The sequence below is a fragment of the Hoeflea sp. BAL378 genome, from assembly GCF_000759435.1.
Lineage (GTDB): Bacteria > Pseudomonadota > Alphaproteobacteria > Rhizobiales > Rhizobiaceae > Hoeflea.
Genome location: NZ_JRJG01000038.1, coordinates 1 through 21,104 on the forward strand (window position 1 = coordinate 1; position 21,104 = coordinate 21,104).

The 21,104-nt window shown below is 63.0% G+C and carries 17 protein-coding genes; 16 read left to right on the forward strand and 1 reads right to left on the reverse strand.

The annotated features are described in order from the left end of the window. The 11 genes from LL06_RS10035 to acnA form a co-directional block, all read left to right on the forward strand. A partial coding sequence (locus LL06_RS10035; protein ID WP_035525710.1) for a TRAP transporter fused permease subunit occupies positions 1–1,133 on the forward strand: 1,133 nt, incomplete at its 5' end. Between the two features lie 64 nt (positions 1,134–1,197). Beyond that, entirely contained in the window at positions 1,198–2,277 is a 1,080-nt protein-coding gene (gene dctP, locus LL06_RS10040; protein ID WP_210165717.1) for a TRAP transporter substrate-binding protein DctP, read from the forward strand. Between the two features lie 205 nt (positions 2,278–2,482). Beyond that, on the forward strand, positions 2,483–2,953 hold the full coding sequence (locus tag LL06_RS10045) for a TRAP transporter small permease subunit (protein WP_201772322.1): 471 nt from the start codon (positions 2,483–2,485) through the stop codon (positions 2,951–2,953). Beyond that, positions 2,950–4,275 (forward strand): TRAP transporter large permease subunit, encoded by a 1,326-nt coding sequence (locus LL06_RS10050; protein ID WP_035525716.1) that lies wholly within the window; start codon positions 2,950–2,952, stop codon positions 4,273–4,275. The genes LL06_RS10045 and LL06_RS10050 overlap by 4 nt, the downstream gene beginning before the upstream one ends. Further along, positions 4,262–5,134, forward strand: coding sequence for an N-acyl homoserine lactonase family protein (locus LL06_RS10055; protein WP_052161381.1), 873 nt, complete (start codon positions 4,262–4,264; stop codon positions 5,132–5,134). Before LL06_RS10050 ends, LL06_RS10055 begins: the two co-directional genes overlap by 14 nt. A gap of 190 nt (positions 5,135–5,324) precedes the next feature. Beyond that, positions 5,325–6,827: an aldehyde dehydrogenase family protein gene (locus LL06_RS10060; protein ID WP_201772323.1), complete on the forward strand. Its 1,503-nt coding sequence runs from the start codon at positions 5,325–5,327 to the stop codon at positions 6,825–6,827. A 121-nt stretch (positions 6,828–6,948) separates the two neighbouring features. Further along, the gene (locus LL06_RS10065) at positions 6,949–7,944 is read left to right on the forward strand and encodes an NAD-dependent epimerase/dehydratase family protein (protein WP_052161382.1); all 996 of its coding nucleotides are present in this window, start codon (positions 6,949–6,951) and stop codon (positions 7,942–7,944) included. A 642-nt stretch (positions 7,945–8,586) separates the two neighbouring features. Continuing rightward, the gene (gene tcuA, locus LL06_RS10070; protein ID WP_035525719.1) at positions 8,587–10,080 is read left to right on the forward strand and encodes an FAD-dependent tricarballylate dehydrogenase TcuA; all 1,494 of its coding nucleotides are present in this window, start codon (positions 8,587–8,589) and stop codon (positions 10,078–10,080) included. A gap of 182 nt (positions 10,081–10,262) precedes the next feature. Beyond that, positions 10,263–11,183, forward strand: coding sequence for a LysR substrate-binding domain-containing protein (locus LL06_RS10075; RefSeq protein ID WP_035525721.1), 921 nt, complete (start codon positions 10,263–10,265; stop codon positions 11,181–11,183). A 276-nt stretch (positions 11,184–11,459) separates the two neighbouring features. Beyond that, positions 11,460–12,833 (forward strand): MmgE/PrpD family protein, encoded by a 1,374-nt coding sequence (locus LL06_RS10080; RefSeq protein ID WP_052161383.1) that lies wholly within the window; start codon positions 11,460–11,462, stop codon positions 12,831–12,833. Between the two features lie 36 nt (positions 12,834–12,869). Then, entirely contained in the window at positions 12,870–15,614 is a 2,745-nt protein-coding gene (gene acnA, locus LL06_RS10085; protein ID WP_052161429.1) for an aconitate hydratase AcnA, read from the forward strand. Between the two features lie 70 nt (positions 15,615–15,684). On the opposite strand, the gene LL06_RS10090 is transcribed toward acnA, so the two are convergent. Beyond that, positions 15,685–16,575 (reverse strand): LysR family transcriptional regulator, encoded by an 891-nt coding sequence (locus tag LL06_RS10090; RefSeq protein ID WP_244447092.1) that lies wholly within the window; start codon positions 16,573–16,575, stop codon positions 15,685–15,687. A gap of 104 nt (positions 16,576–16,679) precedes the next feature. Between LL06_RS10090 and LL06_RS10095 the strand changes: the two genes are divergently transcribed. The 5 genes from LL06_RS10095 to LL06_RS10115 all read left to right on the forward strand — a co-directional run bounded on the left by LL06_RS10095 (position 16,680) and on the right by LL06_RS10115 (position 21,039). Continuing rightward, positions 16,680–18,149, forward strand: a complete 1,470-nt coding sequence (locus tag LL06_RS10095; protein WP_201772324.1) for an aconitase X catalytic domain-containing protein — start codon at positions 16,680–16,682, stop codon at positions 18,147–18,149. Then, on the forward strand, positions 18,077–18,550 hold the full coding sequence (locus tag LL06_RS10100; RefSeq protein WP_052161385.1) for a DUF126 domain-containing protein: 474 nt from the start codon (positions 18,077–18,079) through the stop codon (positions 18,548–18,550). Before LL06_RS10095 ends, LL06_RS10100 begins: the two co-directional genes overlap by 73 nt. A 16-nt stretch (positions 18,551–18,566) precedes the next feature. Beyond that, the gene (locus tag LL06_RS10105; protein ID WP_244447093.1) at positions 18,567–19,187 is read left to right on the forward strand and encodes an RraA family protein; all 621 of its coding nucleotides are present in this window, start codon (positions 18,567–18,569) and stop codon (positions 19,185–19,187) included. 10 nt (positions 19,188–19,197) lie between these two features. Beyond that, the gene (locus LL06_RS10110) at positions 19,198–19,569 is read left to right on the forward strand and encodes a cupin domain-containing protein (protein WP_035525725.1); all 372 of its coding nucleotides are present in this window, start codon (positions 19,198–19,200) and stop codon (positions 19,567–19,569) included. A 450-nt stretch (positions 19,570–20,019) separates the two neighbouring features. Further along, complete coding sequence (locus LL06_RS10115) at positions 20,020–21,039, forward strand: substrate-binding domain-containing protein (protein ID WP_035526106.1); 1,020 nt, start codon at positions 20,020–20,022, stop codon at positions 21,037–21,039. The last annotated feature ends 65 nt before the right edge of the window (positions 21,040–21,104 follow it).

The following is a 21,104-nucleotide window of genomic DNA, read 5'->3' on the forward strand; positions in this document are numbered from 1 at the left end:
CGGTCGAGGCCACCGCCTCGACCGGGGGGCAGTTGATGCCGCCGATCATGGGGGCCGCAGCCTTCGTGATGGTCGAGATCACCGGCGCCTCCTATCTGTCGATCATTACCGCCGCCTTGCTGCCGGCGCTGTTCTATTATCTCTCCATCGGCGCGATGGTCCATTTCGAGGCCGGGCGGGTCAATCAGCAACGCAGCGCCCGGGCAAGCTGGCCTGAAATGCGCAGGGCGTTGGTGCGGTTGCCGCCCTTTCTCGTGCCGGTCGCGGTTCTCTTGTTTTCGATGATATACGGCTATTCGCCGATCCTGGCGGGATTCTATGCCTTCCTCGCACTGGTGGTGGTGACCACGGTGCGGAAGGAGACCCGGCTCGACCTTTCGGGATGGATCGACGCGCTGGTCTTCGGCGCGAAGAATGCGGCGCTCATTGCCGTGGCCTGCGCGACGGCGGGTCTGGTGGTTGGCGTCATCGAAGTGTTGGGCGTGGGGCTGAAATTCGCCAGCGCCATCTTCTCGGTTTCCAACGGCGTCTTCTTCGTCACCCTGCTTCTGGTGATGATCGGGTCGATCATTCTCGGCATGGGGCTGCCGACGACGGCGGCCTATGTCATCGTGGCAGCGATCGCAGCACCCCCGCTTGTCAATTTCGGGATGTCGCCCGTCGCGGCGCATCTGTTCGTTCTGTATTACGCCTGTCTGTCGGCGATCACGCCACCGGTGGCGATCGCCGCCTATGCCGCGGCCGGCATCGCCGGATGCGACCCCATCCGCGCGGCACTGCATGCAACCAAGCTCGGCAGCGCCGGATTCATCATTCCCTTCGCGTTCGCCTATTACCCCGGCCTCCTGCTGCAAGGCTCCTGGGGCGACATCGCCGGCGCCATCCTGGTGGGGACCATGGTCATTTTCGGATTGGCGATCGCGATCATCGGCTGGTTCACCCGGCCGATGTCGCTTGCCTGGCGCGCAGCCTTCGGCCTGGCAAGCCTGATGATGCTCTACGTCACGCCCTGGACCACCGTGGTCGGCGTGATCGCCTTCGGCGCGTTGATCACCGGTGTCTACCTGTCGCGGCCGAAAGAGGGCGAAGCTCAGAAAGAATCCGTCCCTGTATTTGAAGGGACAGAGAAATGAGGCCTGCGGAGGGCGGGAATCATGAAGTCCAAAGTCATGACGAGTTATGGAAACGGGAGATGAAATGATGAAAAACATAAAGCCTTCGATGTTGCGTGGCAGGTTGCTGGCCGGTGTGTTCGGCATGGCGCTCTGCCTGAGTGCAGGCCCGGCTACGGCGCAGGACGTGCGCTGGACCATGGCGACCTATTCGGGTGGTCACTGGTTGGATTACGGCGTGACGAATTTTGTCCGCCTCGTGGACGAGATGACCGACGGGCGGGTCAAGATCGACATCTCGCAGCCGGGCACGATGGGCAGCGCCCTCAAGGTTACCGAGACGGTGCAGAACGGCATTACCCAGGTCGGCCACAACTGGCCGGGCTATGACTGGGGGGTCGACACCGCCGGCGCGCCGTTCGGGGGCTGGGCCGGCGGCCTGACGCCCGAGGAGCAGCTCCTGTGGATGTACAAGGCCGGCGGCGCCGAAATGCTGGCCGAATGGCGCTTGGAGAAGTTCGATGTCGTGAGCTTCCCTTGTGCGGTGGCCGAGACGGAGGTCTTCCTGCATTCGCACAAGCCCGTGCGCACGCTCGAGGACTTCAAGGGCCTCAAGATCCGCACGGCCGGCGCCTGGGCCGACATCGCGGCCGGGCTCGGCGCATCGACCGTGGTGCTTGGCGGCAGCGAGGTCTTCAGCGCGCTGGAACGCCATGTCGTGGACGCGGTCGAATGGGGCGGTCCTGCCCTGAACGTCTCCACCGGATTCCGGACCATTTCGAAATACATCGTGGTTCCGGGGATCCACCAGCCGTCGAGCCTGCAGGAATGCATGTTCAACAAGGACGCCTGGGCGCAGCTCTCGCCCCATGACCAGAACCAGATCAAGCTGGCGGCCGAACTGAACGCCTTCGATACCTTCCTCCAATATGGCGACGAGGATGTCGACGGCTGGAACACGCTGACGGAGGGCGACAACGAAATCGTCACTCTCGACCCTGAGTTCATTGAGGCGGCCCGCAAAGCCTCCTACGAATGGGCCGACGGCAAGGCTGCGGAAAACCCTTGGTTCAAGCGGGTCTATGACAGTCAGCGCGCGTTCCAGAAGCGCTATTCTCGCTGGAGCGAGTTCCGCATTCCGATCGGTGCTGCCAGCGTCGAGTAAGCCTGGACAAGGCGTGTCCGGCGCGCCCGTCCCGCGAGGGCGGCCGCGCCCCTCAGCCAACCCGACCGGGCCGGTCTGCTGACCGGCCCGGTCACGACAACGGCAATCGCTGTCTGCGCATCGCAAACGGTGGATCAACGATGGATGGAACGAGGCTTCGATGAAGGCTGTGAGGGTTATTGAGAGGATCACGGATGCGACTGCCGTGATCGGGGTGGTGATGATCGTCCCGCTGATCGGGTCGATGGTCTACGAGGTGGTCAGCCGCTACGTTTTCCGGGCCCCGACAGCCTGGGCCTATGAAACAAGCTACATGCTCATGGCGGCGGTTTTCGTGTTCGGCATCGCCTATACCCTGAAGGTGCGCCAGCATGTTTCGGTCGACATCATCGACGAATTCATCGGCCGGAAGGGCCGCGCCGTCATCGACCTGCTGGGCTATTGCCTGCTCCTTCCCTGCGTGGCCTGGATAAGCTGGAAGCTGTGCGGGAATGCGGTTCATGCCTTCCAGACCGGCGAGGTGACGGGAGAGTCGTCCTGGAACCCTGTCGTCTGGCCGCACCGCAGCGCAATCGCCGCGGGTTTTGTCATCTTCACGCTGCAGATCGTCGCCGAAGTGATCCGCGCGCTCAGCTATCTCCTTGCCGCTCCTTCGCCGGCGGAGGCGATGGAATGATGGATCTCGGCCTCTGGATGTTCCCGGCACTGTTCCTGCTGATCATACTGGGATTCCCCATCGCCTTCTCGATGATGAGCGTCGCGCTTGTCTTCGGATATCTCCGATTCGATGATGCTGTTGTCTTTCAGCTCGTCTCCAAGGTCTATGACGTCTCCGGGAACTATGTTCTCGGGGCCATTCCGCTGTTCATCTTCATGGGCGCGATGCTCGAGCGCTCGGGGATCGCGGAGCGGCTGTTCGACGCAATCCATTTGTGGACCCGCCGCATTCCCGGCGGCCTGGGCGTTGGCGCGGTGGTGATGGCGACGATCTTCGCCGCGGCCAGCGGCGTGGCGGGCGCGACGGAAATCGTTGTCGGCATGCTGGCGATCCCGCCGATGGTGAAGCATGCCTACGACAACCGGCTGATCGCGGGAACGATCTGCGCCGGGGGATCGCTGGGCACGATGATCCCGCCGTCGATCACGGTGCTGGTTCTTGCCCCGATCGCCAACCTGCCGGTGGGCGATCTGTTCGCCGGGATCATGCTGCCGGGCATCCTGATGTCAGGCATGTTCATCCTCTACATCATCGTCAATAGCTGGGTCGGGCCCAACCGGGCGTCGCGGCGCCTGATCCAGGACGAGGGCCCCGCGCTCAGCGTTTTCGCCATCCTCAGCATGACGGTGCTGGCGCTGCTTCCGCCTGCGGCACTGATCTTCATGGTGCTCGGCACGATCCTCATGGGATGGGCGACGCCGACGGAAGCGGCGGCCTGCGGCGCGTTCGGCAGTTTCCTGCTGGCGCTGATGCACGGGCAGATCACCTGGAAAGTGATGGTCTCTTCGCTCTACAGCACCCTGAAAATCACGGCGATGATCATGTTGATCATTCTCGCCGGCAATATGTTTGCGGGCGTTTTCTATGCTTCGGGGGGGATGCACGCAATTCAGGGCGTCCTTGATCAATATGGCCTGGCGGGATGGCCGGCGATCGTGGCAATCCTGGTCCTGACCTTCCTCGGCGGGTTCATCCTGGATCTGATCTCGGTTGTGCTGCTGGTCATTCCGGTGGCGATGCCGCTGGTCAAGCTCTACGGGATCGACCCGCAATGGTTCTGCATCCTGTTCCTGGTGACGCTTCAGACCGCCTATATCACGCCACCGATGGCGCCTTCGATCTTCTACATGCGGGCGATCGCGCCGCCGAGCATCACGCTCATGGATATGTATCGCGGCGTCATTCCCTTCATTGTGCTGGAGCTGATGGTGCTGGCGATGGTGGTGGTGTTCCCGCAACTCGCAACATGGTTGCCCCAGGTGATCTATGGATACAAGTAAGCCTGAGGCGAGCGCCGCGGCGCTCCCGCTCTACAGCATTCACGCGATCCGCTACGGGCATCTTGAACGGCGCTCCTCCGAGAATTTCCTGGGAGGCGACAGCCACGATGTCGCGATGCCTCTCGATTATTATGTCTGGGTCATCAAGGGCGACGACGGGCGGGCCATCCTCGTCGATACCGGGTTTTCCAAGGCGACAGGTGAGAAACGAGGACGGCAGATCCTGAGGCCGGTGGCCGAAGGATTGCGCGCGCTTGACGTCGATCCGGGCACGGTCGAGCATGTCATCATCACCCACATGCATTACGATCACGCGGGAAACCTGCCGCTCTTTCCCAAGGCGACGTTCCATATCCAGGAACGCGAGATGTCGTTCTGCACCGGGCGTTGCATGTGCCAGGATATTTTCCGCCATCACTTCGAGGCCGAGGATGTCGTGGAAATGGTACGGCGGCTTTTCATCGGACGGGTCGCGTTCTGCAACGGCACGCAGGAGATTGCTCCGGGCCTGTCCGTGCACCTGGTCGGCGGCCATACCGACGGCCATCAGGTTGTGCGGGTTCATACCGCGCGGGGCTGGGTGGTGCTGGCCGCGGATGCATTGCATTTCTACGCCAATCTGGAGCGGAGAATACCCTTTCCGGCCTTCTACAACCTGGCCGACATGCTGGCTGCATTTGACGAGTTGCTGCGCCTGGCGGAAACGCCGGACCACATCGTGCCCGGCCATGACCCCGAGGTGATGGCGCGCTATCCTGCGTCATCGCCCGGCATGGAAGGGTGGATCGCCCGGCTCGACGCCGATCCGGTTTGCGCAGACGTCAAGGCTCTTCCCGCAGGCTATAGCGGCATAGGCTAATACACTTTGTTTCAGGCAGGAGGTTTGTCTAGATCTTGCTGCGGAGGAAACGCCATGACGATCCCGGGAGCCTTCGGCTCGGTTTAAATCTCGGTCTGCCCGGCCCGGGGTCAGCCGTAGCCTGCAACCGATGCAGTCAACCGTCCGGACCAACTGAATGGCCGCGGCGCCACGATAGGGAGTGATGAGAATGTCGGAAGCGAAAAGCGATCTGTCGCCGGAATGGACGCAAGACGGTCCCGAGGCAGGGTCGGCGGGCTTTGTCGGCAAGATGCTCATCGGCGGCGAGTTGGTGGAGGCTGAAAGCGGGGCCTGGCTCGAAAGCTTCAACCCGGCCGATGAGAGCTATCTCGGCAAGGTGCCGATGGCCGGGGAAGCCGATGTGGCGCGCGCGGTTGCGGCGGCACAGGCCGCGCAGCCGGGCTGGGCGGCGCTGTCGATGGAGCAGCGGGGGAACTATCTTCTTGCGTTCTGTGACAGGCTGGAAGAGCGGTCCGACGAAATCCTGCGCATCGAGGTGGCCGATACGGGCAACACGATCAAGCCGATGCGCAACGACCTGATCAACGGGCTGCAGCGGCTGAAATACTTCATCGGCCTCGCCTATGAGTTGAAGGGCCACAGCATTCCCTCGACGGCGGGCAATCTCCATTTCTCGATCCGTGAGCCCTATGGCGTCTGCGGGCGGATCCTCGCCTTCAATCACCCGATCTATTTTGCCCTGTGCGGCATTGGCGCGCCTTTGATGGCGGGAAACGCGATCATCCTGAAGCCGTCCGAGCAGAGCCCGCTTTCGGCGGCGATCTTTGGCGAGGTCGCCAGCCAGGTGCTGCCGAAGGGGATCCTCAGCGTCGTCACCGGCGGACGCGAGACCGGCGAGGCGATCGTGCGGCATCCGAAAATCAAGCGGCTGTCCTTTGTCGGTTCGGCACCGACCGGTATGGCAATCCAGCGCGCCGCGGCCGAGGTGGCGGTCAAGCATGTGACGCTCGAACTTGGCGGCAAGAACCCGTTCATCGTTTTCGCCGATGCGCCGATCGAGAAGGCCGCCAAGGCGGCGGTCAGCGGCATGAATTTCGGCTGGCAGGGCCAGTCCTGCGGATCGACAAGCCGGTTGCTGGTGCAGGATTCGATCTATGACCAGGTGCTCGACCTTGTCGTGCGCGAAGTGAAAGCCATCCGCGTGGGCGATCCGTTTGACGAAGCAAGTCAGATGGGACCGATCAACTCGCCGCCGCACTACCGCAAGGTGCTGCACTACATCAATGCGGGCAAGGAGGACGGGGCACGCCTGGCCGCCGGGGGCAAGCGGCCCGCAGGCGAGGGGTTTGCCAAGGGGCTGTGGATCGAGCCGACCGTGTTTGCCGATGTGAAACCCGGCGCCCGGATCGCGCAGGAGGAGATCTTCGGCCCGGTCCTGTCGGTCATGCGCTGGTCCGATACCGAGGAAATGATCGAGATCGCCAATGGCGTCGATCTCGGACTGACGGCCGCGGTCTGGACCAACGACATCAGCGCCGCCATGCGCACGGCGCAGCGGCTGGAGGCCGGCTATATCTGGATCAACGGGGTCGGCTCGCATGTGCGGGCGATGCCCTATGGCGGATACAAGAACAGTGGCATCGGCCGCGAACGCGGGCTCGAGGAACTGATCTCCTACACCGAGGAAAAAGCGATCCACATCATGCTCTGACCCGCGGCAACGCAGATCTTGAGCAGGGCGTGGAGAAGCTGAGGGACAGCGCCCAGCCACGCCGGTGACGGACAAGGTCGTCCGGGGGACCGGGCGCATAACGGCAGAAGAGGAACTGGACTTGGACAATGGAGTAAAAATCAGTGGCAACAAGTTTGTCATTACCGGCGGCGCCAGCCAGGTCGGATCGGAGATCACGCGCCACCTGCTGAAAGCGGGCGCGAGTGAAGTCGTCCTGTTCGACAATTTTGCCCTGGGCACGCCGGAGGCGGTGGCGGACCTGCTCGACGACAAGCGGGTGGTGCTGACACGGGGAGACGTGTTGCGGACCAATGAGCTGTTCGACGCGCTCGACGAGGCGGCCGGCATCTATGCCCTTGCGGGGTTCCTGACCAAGCCGCTGACGCTGAACCCGGCCCTCGGCCTTGCGGTGAACGTCCAGGGAATGCTCAACGTCTTCGAGGCCTGCCGCTATCGCGGCCGCCCGAAGGTGCTGTTCTCCTCCTCGGTCGCCGTCTATGGCGAAACCAAATCGGCGCTGACGGACGAAGCCGATGCGTGGAACTGGTATGGGCAGCAGCCCGGCGCGGCGCTCTACGGCGCCTCGAAAATCATGGGCGAGAACCTCGGCCGGCTTTATCACGACCGCTACAAGGTTCCGTCGATCTCGCTGCGCTATGCCTCGGTCTATGGCGAGCGGCAGCACCGGCGGGCGGTCAACTCCGCCTATATCATCGATACGATCGACAGCATCCGCAGGGGCGAACGCCCGACCATTCCCGATGACGGCAGCGAGGTGCATGATTACATCCATATCCATGACATCGCCACCGCGAACCTGATGGCGATGGAAGCCGATGTCTCGCGCGAGTCGATGACGGTGGCAACCGGCACATCGACGTCGTTGAACACGCTGGTCGACACGATCCTCAAGGTGATGGGTTCGGACCTGAAACCCGAACACCGCAAGGCCGACAATGCGATTCGCGCGACCGTCTCCAGCACGCTGAAATTCACGCCCGAGAAGATCAAGAAAACGCTTGGCTGGAAGCCGGAGATCAGCCTGGACGAAGGCATCCGCCGCATTATCGCATGGCTGGATGCGGAGAAGGCCTGAGTTAACGGACGGGTCCGATCGGCCGACACATCGAGGGCCGGGGCGCTGAGTTCAGAGCCCCGGCCCTCGATCGTTGGAGTGCGCTGTCAGCGACCGCGCTTATGAAGTGAGGCGATGCGGCTGCTTTTCTCGACGTGCGGTATTTTTGAAGAACCTGCACAGATCAGAAGGGCGCCGGCGGGTCTGCCAAGCGCATTTGTGCCGCCGGCAATGATCCTTTCACCATGCCAAATTTTTGTAGACAGACGGGCGCGGTTGCCCCGACCTGGTCGGCGGCGACAGGCTGCGGATCGGGACCGATCCCGTGAGCCGGAAAGCAACTAGATACGCTCGCTTCAGTTTCGCCGCATGCGCCTTCAGGCGCTACTGCGAAACAAATAGCATAATAAATCCAATGATCTGTTCGAATCGCTCCGAACCCGAACCGCAGATCTACCCTGGCGATGTCAAATCCCCCGGGCGTCGGACTCCGGTTTCACTATTCGAAAAACAAGTGTCTCGAAGCAAGCAGGAGCGGATGATCAGAACTAACACGCATACTGGAATGACGAGATACTCTGACACCTCGCCACGCCAGATGATAGCAATTGCCTCGGTTCAGTATCCAAGGAATACACGCTTCTAAGGGAGGAAGGCACAGGCATGAATGGTCAGAACGAATACGATGTCATCGTCGTGGGCGGCGGAAACGCCGCGCTCTGTGCGGCATTGTCTGCTGTCGAAAATGGTGCGCGCGTGCTTGTGCTCGAACGGGCGCCGGAGGAAGAGCGGGGCGGCAACACGGCCTATACGGAAGGGCTGATGCGGTTCGCCTACAACGGCACCGACGACATCGTCGCCCTGTCTCCGGACCTGTCGGAAGAGGAGAAGAACAGCGATTTCGGAGTCTACACGGAAGATACGTTCTTCGACGACATGGCGCGGGTGACCGAGATGCGCACGGATCCGGATCTGTGCGAGATCCTGGTGCGCCAAAGCAATTCGGTCATGCATTGGCTGCGCGAGCAGGGCCTGAAGTTCCTGCCGCAATTCGGGCGCCAGTCCTTCAAGGTCGATGGGCGGTACAAGTTCTGGGGTGGCGCCACCCTGGCCGTCGTGGGCGGCGGGCGCGGGATGGTCGACTTCCTGTTTTCCGCGGCGGAACGCAGGAACGTCGACATCGTCTATGACGCCTGGGTGCGGGACCTGATCCACGATGATGACGGCGTGCATGGCGTCATCGCCCGCGTCAAAGGCAAGACGACGCATTTCCATGGAAAAACCGTTGTTCTTGCCTGTGGCGGGTTCGAGGCAAATGCGGAATGGCGCACCCGGTATCTCGGACCGGGCTGGGACCTCGCCAAGGTTCGCGGCACCAAGTACAACACCGGCGACGGTCTCGACATGGCGCTACGGATCGGCGCGCAGCCGCGCGGTAACTGGTCCGGCTGCCACGCCGTCGGCTGGGAACGCTATGCGGATGAGTATGGCAGCTTCGAGGTGATCGACGACTACGAGCGCGACAGCTATCCCTTCTCGATCATGGTGAACGCCGACGGCAAGCGCTTTCTCGATGAAGGCGCCGACATCCGCAACTACACTTATGCGAAGTACGGCCACATCATCATGAAGCAGCCGCAGCAGTTCGCCTGGCAGTTGTTCGATTCCTCGGTGACGCATCTCTTGCGGCCCGAATACCGGTCGCGCCGGGTGACCAAGGTCATCGCCAATACGATTGAGGAACTGGCCGAGAAGATCGATGACGTGAACACCGAGCAGCTCATCAGGACGCTCAAGGACTTCAATGCGTCGGTCAAGAAGGACGTGCCGTTCGATCCGACACTGAAGGACGGACGCTGCACCGTGGGGCTGGACCAGCCGAAATCAAACTGGGCCGTCGGCCTGGAGAATCCCCCGTTCGAAGCGTTCTCCGTCACGTGCGGCATCACCTTCACATTCGGCGGGCTGGGGATCACCAATGACGGCCAGGTCCGCGACGTGAACATGAAGCCGATCAAGGGGCTTTATGCTGCGGGCGAAATGGTTGGAGGCCTGTTTTACTTCAATTATCCGGGCTCGACCGGTTTGACCAGCGGCTCTGTTTTCGGGCGCCTGGCCGGACGCAGTGCGGCGCAGGCGGCGCTGGGACCGGCATGAGCGAAGTTGGGCGCGCGGCGGAAGCCGCCGCCCTTTACCCCAAAGGTTTTGGGGGTTAGGGTTTCCGACTGGACGCTTGGACAAAGGCGCGTCCGGGGCTGACGGGCACCAGTTAGAAGCGGCCCGGAACAAGGATTTCTGGCGCGGGTGGATGCGCTGGCGGGTCGGGGAATGGAGTAACCGTGCAGCTTCGTCAAATACGTTATGTGCTGGAGGTCAATCGCTGCGGCAACAACATTTCAGCCGCGGCGGAAGCGCTGCACACGTCGCAGCCGGCGATCAGCAAGCAGATCCAGTTGCTCGAATACGAACTGGGCTTCAATATCTTCGAACGCACCCGGAACCGCGTCGTGGGCCTGACCGATCCCGGGCAGGAGGTGCTGAAGATCGCACAGCGGATCTTCAGCGACATCGAGAATCTGCGTTCCATCCGCGACGATTACGACAACCTGCAGCAGGGGCGCCTCGTCATCGCCACGACGCATACCCATGCGCGCTATATCCTGCCAAAGGTGATCAACGCCTTCCTGAAACGTTATCCCCGGGTGCAGATCGGCCTGTTGCAAGGCAACCCGACCGAAATCTGCGAGATGATCGAAAGCGGCGTCGCCGATCTTGCGATCGGCACGGAGGCGATGCGGTCGTTTCCAAGCCTGGCGGTGCTGCCGTGCTTCGAGATCAAGCGCAGCGTGATCGCGCCGAAGGACCATCCGATCCTGACGGTGGAGCCGTTGACTCTGGAGGAGATCGCCAAATATCCGGTGATCGCCCATGATGCGTTCAGGAGCGGCCAGTGGAAGATCCTCGATGCCTTCGTACGGCGCGGGATCGAGCTGAACATCCCCTTTACCGCCGTCGACGCCGATATCGGCAAGACCTATGTGGAGCTTGGCCTTGGCATCGCCATTCTGGCGACCGTTGCGGTAGACCCGCTGCATGACGGCGATCTGCGCGCGCGCGATGCGAGCCACCTGTTCGAATCGAGCACCACCGCGATCCGGTTCAGGAAAAGCGCCTATCTTCGCCGCTACATCTATGACTTCATCCAGACCATGGCGCCGAACATGACCAAGAAGGTGGTTCAGTCCCACCAGCGGAGTTGAACGATCTGTCCATGGCGGCCGGGGCGGCTGGTCAAATTCTTGGCCGCCCGCAAGCGCGCCAGGCCCGCCGACTAGACACGCAACCTATAGCGCTATGATGTATTGTTGGATTGTCTGCGGACGGTCCACTCCCTACTCTCTGACCCAGAACCGCGCGACCGAACCCTGGCAAGCTGCAGGGTCCGCGTCGCTCTCATCGCTTTCGTGCAAGACGCTTGGCGGCTGCTGCGGCGGTTTGGACGATGCGTTTGAATGCTGCGCTGGAGAGGGTGCCGAATGGAAGAGACAGAGGGTTTCCAACTCACGCGGTTTCTGCATGAACTCGCTCCGCGAGACATTCCGGACGATGCGCGGGTCATGGCGAAAGCCTGCATCCTGGACGCATTCGGCTGCGCCTTTTTCGGATCGACGCAACCCTGGTCGCAGATCCTTGCAGCCGAGCTTGCAAGCGATGGAGGCGATGGGGCGGCGACGGTGATCGGGCGCGCGCTGCGCCTTCCGGTGACGGCGGCGGCAATCTGCAACGGCACCGCGATCCACGGATTCGAACTCGACGACCTGATCGCGGAATCGATCATTCATCCTGCCGCGGCAGTGGTGCCGGCGGCGCTGGCCGCGGCCGAGGCGAACGGCGCGCGCGGCGATATCCTCGTCAAGGCCGTCGTGGCGGGCTACGAGACCATGCACCGGATCGGCCTCGGGATGGGCACCGAACCCGCGGGGCGCGGGTTCCACACCACCAGCCTCACGGCGCCGACCGCTGCGGCGATGGCCGCCTCGATCGTCATGGATCTGCCGCTTGACCAGTTGCGTTCGGCGGTCGGACTGTCGGCCTCGGCGGCGGGCGGCATCAAGAATTTCGCGGCGGGAAACGGCGGCGGCATGGTGAAGCGTCTGCATCTGGGGCGCGCGGCAGGCGAGGGGGTGCGGTCGAGCCGCCTTGCCGCGGCGGGCTTCATGGGGCCGCCCGGCGCCATCGACGGCAAATTCGGCCTTCTGCCGGTCTATGGCGGCAGCGGCGCGAACCCCGCGCGTCTGGTCGCGGATCTCGGCAGCACCTGGGCCATAAACCAGGTGTGGTTCAAGGGCTACCCGATCTGCGGATGGATTCATTCCGTGATGCAGGTGCTGCTGGATCTGCGCGGCGACGGCCCGTTGGACCCCGAGGATGTTGAGCAGGTGATTGTCGGCGTCAGCAGCTATGCGGCGCGCAACAACGGCGAGAAGGCTCCCACCGACACGATGGGCGCGCAATACAGCATCCCCTTCTGCTCCGCCGTGGCGCTTCTGGGAGATCCGCGCGATCCCGACAGCTTCCGGACCGAAGCGGTCGCGGATCCGCGCACGCGCGCGCTTGCACAGCGTGTCGATCTGGTTGTCGATCCCGATGTGGAGGCCGTCTATCCCGCGAAGTTCGGCGCGCGCGTTTCGCTGCGTCTCAGGAACGGCACGGAAAGGCAAGGCATGGTGATGGAATGCCACGGAACCCCGGCGGATCCGTGTTCGGCGGATGAATTGCGCGACAAGTTCCTGCTGCTGGCCTGCAAGCGGATCTCCGTGAGCCGCGCCGAGGAAATCGCCGACCTTGTCGAGAACCTGGAAAATCTCGAATCCGTCACTGACCTGGCGCTGCTGCTTGCTGCGGACTGACAGCGTCCGCCAAATTTGCATGTGAAGAGGAAGATCATGACCAATCCGTTTGACACGATTGCGCGCCAGCCTATCGACCTTCCCGGCAAGGGGCGGCTGGATTTCTATTCGGTCCCTGCGCTCGAAGCCAATGGGGTAGGTGCGGTGTCCCGCCTGCCGGTGGTGTTGCGCGTGGTTCTGGAATCGGTGCTGCGCCATTGCGACGGACGGACCATAACCGCCGATCAGGTGCGTGCGCTGGCGAACTGGAAACCAAATGCCGTGCGCACCGAAGAGGTGCCTTTTACCGTCGGGCGTCTCGCGCTCAACTGCGCCGCCGGCATCCCGCTGCTCGGCGATGTGACGGCAATCCGCGGCGCGATGAACCGGCTTGGGCTGCCGGTGGAAAACGTTCAGCCGGAAGTCCATGTCGACATGGCGCTCGACCACACGCTGACCGTGGACTATTACGGCAATGCCAGCGCGCTGTTGCGCAACATGGAACTCGATATCGAACGCAACTACGAGCGCTACCGGTTCGTCAAATGGGCGATGCAGGCCTATGACGGCATCCGGCTTTTTCCGCCCGGCGCCGGCATTCTGCACCAGTTGAACCTCGAATTCCTGGCGCCCGGGTTCCTGACGCGCGACGGCGTCGCCTTCCCGGACACGATGGTGGCGACCGATTCCCATACCTGCATGATCGCGGGTCTGGGCACGGTCGGCTGGGGCGTTGGCGGAATCGAGGCGCAGGCCGCGCTGCTGGGGCTGCCCAATTATTTCCTCACGCCCGATGTCGTGGGCGTCCACGTCACCGGCGCGCTTCGCGATGGCGTGACGGCGACCGATCTTGTGCTGCATGTCACGGAAATGCTGCGCGAGGCCAAGGTGGTCGGCAAGTTCGTCGAATTCTTCGGGGAGGGCGTCGGACGCCTGTCATTGCCCGACCGGGCGACGATCTCGAACATGGCGCCGGAATATGGCGCGACGATCGGCTATTTTCCGGTTGACGAGCAGACATGTCGCTATCTGCGCCAGACCGGCCGCGACGAGGCGACCGTGGCCGCCACCGAGAAGTTCTACCGCGCCCAGGGGTGTTTCGGCGCCGCCGAAGCGGGGTCGGTGGAGTACAGCCGTGTCGTCGACCTCGACCTGACCAGGGTCGAGCCTTGCGTGGCCGGGCCCAAGCGGCCGCAGGACCGTGTGCCGCTCGGCGCGCTCGCCAGGGAATTTACCGGTCTTCTGGAACGGCCCGCAGCGGAAGGCGGCTACGGACGGTCGAAGGCGCCGGCGGACGCGAAATCTCGGGACGCCCACACGGTGGCCGATGGCGATGTCGTCATTGCGGCGATCACATCCTGCACCAATACCTCGAACCCCTCGGTGATGCTGGCGGCGGGACTTGTGGCGAAAAAGGCCGTCGAGCTTGGGCTGAAGATGCGGCCCTCGGTCAAGACGTCGCTGACGCCGGGGTCTCGCGTGGTCAGCAAGTATCTGGAAGCGACCGGCCTGCAGGATTATCTCGACGAACTGGGTTTCGCGGTGGTTGGCTATAGCTGCGCGACCTGCGTCGGCGCATCGGGGCCCATAGACAGCGCGCTCGAAGAAGAGATCAACGAGAACGGGACGGTTGCCTGCGCGGTGCTGTCGGGCAACCGCAATTTCGAGGCGCGTATCCATCCGGCGGTTCGCGCCTCCTTCCTTGCAAGTCCGCCGCTGGTGGTCGCGTTTGCGCTGGCGGGCACCGTCAACATCGATCTCACCCACGAGCCCCTAGGCCATGCGGCAGGGACCGGCGAGCCTGTCTATCTGTCCGACATCTGGCCCACCCAGGAGGAGCTGGCGCAGGCCCTGGCCACTGCGGCGGATCCGGCTTTCTACCGGGACATCTATGATTCCGACTTTGAATCCAGCAATCCCTATTGGGCCGAAATCCCCCAGGCAACCGGAAGCCTTTATCCCTGGGAGCCGGAGTCGGAGTACCTCAAGGAGCCGCCTTTCCTCGACGACGATCTGCGGGTCTCCACGCTGGCCGAGATCAGGGGCGCGCGCAGCCTGGTCATTCTGGGAGATTCGGTCACCACCGATCATATCAGTCCGATCGGGACGATCGGGATAAGGACCCCGGCCGGCAAATACCTTGCCGCCCATGGGGTCGCGCCAGGCGCCTTCAACAATTATGGGGCGCGCCGCATGAACCACGAGGTGATGATCCGGGGGGCCTTCGCCAATGTCCGGCTGCGCAACCTGATGGTTCCGGGGATCGAAGGCGGCATGACGCTGCACCAGCCAGATCGCGAACAGATGACGGTGTTCGACGCCGCCATGCGCTACCGCGAGGAACAGGTGCCGCTGATCGTCATGGCGGGCGAGGAGTACGGCACCGGCAGCGCGCGCGACTGGGCGGCCAAGGGGACCCGGCTGCTGGGCGTCCGTGCGGTCATCGCCAGCAGTTTCGAGCGTATCCACCGCAGCAACCTCGTGGGCATGGGAGTCCTGCCATGCCAATGGCCCGAGGGGGTCAATGCCCAGACGCTGGGCCTTACCGGCGCGGAGCGTTTCGACATTCTCGGCATTGACGACACCGCAGCTCCGGGCCAGCCGCTTCGTCTCGTCATTGCGCGGGACGACCGGGAGCCGGAAACAGTTCCGATCATGCTCCGGGTGGATACGCCGATCGAGTTTGACTATCTGCGCGAAGGCGGACTCATTCCCTTCGTGCTGAAGAAATTGATCGACAAACCACGCCCGGCGCCGGCGCGCGAAAAAATCTCTGCTTTCGCGGGAAGCCAAAGGGGCTAGCCCGAGCGCTTGCGCAGGCTCTCTGGCGTCACGGCATGGGGCCGAGCCGGCCTGGTAAGGCGCCGTCGCCTCAGCTCTGCAACTGGCGCGAAAAATCGCAGCTTTCGCGCGCCAGTTCGGCGACGCGCGCCGCGAAGGCGTTCGGGAGATCCTTGCGGTAGCTGACAACATAGGGAATGTCCGGCAATTCGGGCTCCGTCGGTATGATCGCAAGCTTCCCCTCGGCCACCAGCGGTTCGAAACACAGCAACGGAAGGTAGGTCACGCCGAGACCGGCCACCGTCATGCCCAGCAGCGCGATCAGGCTGTCGCTGGAGAATTGCCGCCGCACGACCGCGGCTTCCGACTGCAGCCAGTTGGCGACCCAGAGGCCGGTGCCGGACCGGTTCCCCTGCACCAGGATCGTGTGTTCGGTCAGTTCCTCGATCGAGACGCGGCGGGGGGCGCCGACCAGCTTCGGACTGCCCATCCAGACGTTCCTGACCCGCGCAAGATGCAGGGACGTGACATGCGGGCTGGCAAAGGCATCCGGCACGATGATGACGTCGAGCTGGCCCTCCGTCAGCCGGTCGTGAAGGTTGCGGCCGAGATCGACCTCGGTCTCGATCACGACATTGGGATGCGCCGCGCGCAGCGCGAAGATGAACCGGGGCAGCCAGGTCAAAGCGCTCAGTTCGGTGACGCCCAGCCGGAGCAGCCGGGCCGGAACGTCGTCCTGCCGGGCGATAGAAGCCGCGCGCTGGCGCAGAGCCAGCATTTCCTCGGCGAGCGCCAAGAGCTGCTCGCCCTTTTCGGTCATCACCGCATTGCGCTGGCTGCGATCGAACAGCGTGACCCCGGTATCGAGCTCCAGCTCCTGTATCCGCTTCGATATCGCCGACTGGGTGGTGTTCAGCCTGGCCGCGGCCCGTTCGAAGGTGCCGAGCTGGCCGATCCAGTAGAGGCCCTCAAGTTGTTTCAAGGTAATGATCACAGCCTCCGTCCCGGCTCGCGGCCGGAGTTGGGTAAGTTCGCAGCGGTAGGCGACTGCCGCCTCCCACAGCAGCATACACATTCCTTCAGCGAATGAAAATCGATGCAAATATATCGTTTTTATTTGTGTATCGCGGACCCTATCACTGTCTGAGATCACCATCCGGCCGAGCGATTTCGGCCGAGGTTTCCGGGCGGCATGGCCTGTCCTGTCGTCGACAAGCAATTCAAGGAGTGCCGCCTATGGTTCTGACCGAAGAAGAGCAGCGGATGCTCGACGGTGACAGTGGCACCGCCGTCAAGAAGGCCATGGAAATCCTGGTGGCCCTGGGCGAAAGCTTCGGGGCCGAACGGCTGGTGCGCACCAACAACGTCCATATGGCGGGCTCCTCCGTGCTGGTGGCCGAAGAGGCAGGGACGCGCTTTGTCGAGGATATCCGTGCGCAGGGTGGAAATTTCGTCACGCGGGTGACAACCAATCCGACGGCGATCGATCCCACGAAATGGAAAGAGATCGGGATTCCCGAGTCGGATGAGGTGATGCAGAGGCGTCTGACGGCAGCCTATGCCGGGATGGGAGCGAATTCCTGCAATTCCTGCATTCCCTATCTCGTCGGCAACAATCCGCGCTTCGGCGAGCACATGGCGTGGGGCGAATCCTCGGCGGTGGTGTTTGCGAATTCCGTATGCGGGGCTCGGACGAACCGCGAAGGCGGGCCCAGCGGCCTTGCCTCGGCGCTGACCGGACGAACGCCGGAATATGGCTTCCACCTCAAGGAAAACCGGTATGGAAGCTTCCTGGTGAAGGTCGAGGCTCCGCTCAACGACATGACCGATTACGGCACGCTGGGGTGCTTTGCCGGCAAGATCGCCGGACAGGACACGCCGGTCTTTACCGGCATTCCCGACAATCCGACGATCGAGCAGTTGAAGGCGCTGAGCGCGGCGCTGGCCTCTTCCGGCTCGGTGAGCATGTTCCATGCCGTCGGCGTGACGCCCGAGGCGCCGACGGTCGAAGAGGCTTTCGGCGGCAAGGATCCGGAGAAGGTGATTGTTTTCGGCGAGGCGGAGAAGGCCGAGACCGAGGCCTTTCTCAACAAGGAGCCGACCGATCACGTCGACTGGATCCTGGTGGGCTGCCCGAACGCCACGGTGCAGGAGATACGCGAGGTCGCCGATGCGCTCGTGGACAAGAAGGTGCATGCCGACGTCGCGCTTTGGGTCACCACCTCGGGCGCGATGTACGCGATGGCGGAACGCGTGGGCTATGTCGAGACCATCGAGAAGGCCGGCGGGACGGTGGTCCGGGAAACCTGCCCCTTCCTTGCGCGAAGCCGCGTGATCGCGCCCGCGAAGGGGTACAAGACCCTGACAACCAACTCGGCAAAGATGGCGTTCTACGCGCCGGGACAATTCGGGCTGTCCACCCATTACGGAAACCTCGATCGGGTCATGAAGGCCGCGATCAACGGTGTGTGGAGCTTGAGATCATGGATGGCAGCAAACTCATTCTCAAGGGCCGCAAGATTGTCGCCGGCAAGGCCAGCGGCGAGGCCATCGTGACCAGGGAAGCGATCAGCTTCAATGGCGGCGTCGACAACATGACGGGGATCGTCACCGAGCCCGGGCACGAGCTGGAAGGCCAGAACATCGCCGGCAAGGTGCTGGTGTTCCGGACCGGCAAGGGGTCGACCGGCGGTTCCTACAAGATCTACGACATGGTCTCGCGCGGGACCGCGCCAGTGGCCTTCGTGCAGGTGCAGTCCGAGGGAATCACCACGATCGGCGCCATCATCGGCAGTATCCCGGTCGTGGCGTCGCTGGACCAGGATCCGACCCAGGTCATCCGGACCGGTGATTTCGTTGAACTCGACGCAGAGGCGGGAACCGTGGTGGTGACGCGCCGCGCCGTCGACAGTGTTTCCGGCGCTGACCTCACCCAGGGGGCAGAGCATGGCGGATAATGCAGGGCGCGTCCCGATGTCGGAGGCCGATCTGGTGCATGCGTTCCGGGGCCTGCCGACGGCTGTCATCAGCGACAACCTCGACCGGCTGCCGGGGCCGGTCGGATTGCGGGCCTTCCATTCCGGAACACCGCTGGTGGGGCGTGCGCTCACGGTGCGGACCCGGGTGGGCGACAATCTGGCGATCCACCAGGCGCTGGAGCTTGTAAAGCCCGGCGACGTGATCGTCGTTGACGGTGGCGGCGACGTCAGCCGTGCGCTGGTTGGCGAGATCATGAAGGCGATCGCCGAGAAAAAAGACGCTGCGGGCTTCGTCATTGATGGCGCCATTCGCGACAGCGCGGCTTTCGCCAGCTCGGATTTTCCCTGCTACGCGCGGGCTGCCATCCATCGCGGCCCCTACAAGAACGGTCCGGGCGAGGTCAACGTGCCGGTCTCGATCGGCGGCTGCGTCATCTCTCCCGGCGATATCATCGTGGGTGACGAGGACGGGATTGTGAATTTCGCACCGGCGAAAGCGGAAGACCTGCTGGCCGCGGTGAAGGCGTTTCTCGTCCGCGAAGAAGAGATCATGCGATCCATCGCGGATGGGACCTACCAGGGCGCCTACGGTGTCAAGGCAACATCCATTACATGAGGAGACCAGTGTGAGCCAGAAAAGTGAATTCCACAAACTCGACGATCCGAGCGACGGACTGTTTCGGGAACTTGGAACCGGCCTGACGACCCATATCTTTTCGGGCGAACACGCCATGCTTTCGGTGGTCGTGATCGAACCGGGCTGTGTCGGCACGATGCATCATCATCCGGAAGAGCAATGGGGCGTCCTGCTGGAAGGCAGTGCGATCCGCTACCAAGGCGACGAGGAGATCCCGGTGAGCAAGGGTGATTTCTGGCGCACGCCGGGCAATGTTCCGCACACGATGCGGGCGGGTCCCGATGGCGCGCGCGTGCTCGACATCTTCAGCCCGCCGCGCCCCGAATACCGCAAGCCCGGCAAGGGTTTTGCCGCCGGCTGACGCCGGCCCGGCGCCTGAGCGACATGTTCAGGCGCCTGTCTCAAGGTCGGGCGCCGTGGACCGCATTTCTGGCGCCGCCACCCGCATATAAGCCCTGAAATTCCGCGACATGATCGTGACGGCTGGTCGCAAGCGAGCCTCTTCGTTGTGCAGAACCCGCGTCCCCCCGATAATTCCGGGATGCGGGACCACCTGCACCAGTCCTCCGCTCCAATCCACCGATTTCCCGAGACGGCTACTCTGCAAACCCGGTGCGCCGAGACGGTTGCGCCCGGCATTTTCCCGCTTGCTCGTCGGTGCCTCGCCCGGATTTCGCGCCCGGATGAACCGGCGTGTCAATCTGCGATGGAATGGACCATGAATGCTCAATGCAATCGATTGCAATTGCGCTTGCAATCGAGTGCAAAGCGTGGAACTAATCGCTTGGGCACATTTTATTGGGAGATCAAAATGAAGCTACGCACCACACTCGCAGCGCTTGCTGCGTCGGTAATTTCCATCGCATCCGCAGGGGCTGAAGAATTCACCATTGGCCTGTCCAATGGCTGGGTCGGGTCCGAATGGCGGACCCAGATGATTGAAGAAGCGGAGGCCGCCGCCGCCGCATGGGCTGAAAAGGGCGTGACCGTCAAGGTTGTCGTCCAGAGCGCAAATGTCGACGTGCCGGGGCAGATCGCCCATGTGCGCAACTTCCTCAACCAGGGCGTGGATGCGGTCATCATCAACCCCAACAGCCCGACCGCCTTCGATCCGGTCTTCGCCCAGGCAAAGGAGGCCGGCGTGCTCGTGATCTCCACGGACGCCGAGGTTTCGTCGCCTGACGCCATGTATGTCGGGATCGACCAGCAGGCCTGGGCCGAGGCGGGCGCCGCATGGCTCGCCAAGACGCTCGACGGCAAGGGCAAGGTGGTGGCCATCAACGGTGTCGCCGGCCACCCGGCCAACGAGATGCGCGTTGCGGGTTACCGCAAGGTCTTCGGCGAGCATCCCGGCATCGAGATCGTCAACGAAGTGAACGCGAACTGGGACCAGGCGCAGGGCCAGCAGGCGATGCAGAACCTGCTCGCCACCTATCCCGACATCGACGGCGTCTGGGTGCAGGACGGCATGGCCGCCGGCGCATGGCGCTCGATCCAGGATTCCCCGCAGGCCGGCAAGATCGCCGCGACCGGCGAGATCCGCAAGGACTTCATCGATCTCTGGGTCAAGGACGACCTGAATTCCGGCGCGTCCGTCAACCCTCCCGGCGTCATGGCCAGCGCGCTGAACGTGGCCGTGCTGATGCTTCAGGGTCGTGAACTGAAAGAGCCTGCGACTGCCGGCCAGTACGGCAACGCCATGTATCTGCCGATTCCGTTCATCGATGCGTCGAACCTTCAGGAAGTGGCGACCGAGCTTGAAGGCAAGCCGGGCTTCTATTCCTACACCAGCGCCTTGAGCATTGAAGAGGCGGAAGCGCTGTTCAAGTAGCGTCTGCTGAACATCAGGCCGGCCCCTCAGCGGGCCGGCTTTTTCTCAAACTGAATCAGGGTGGA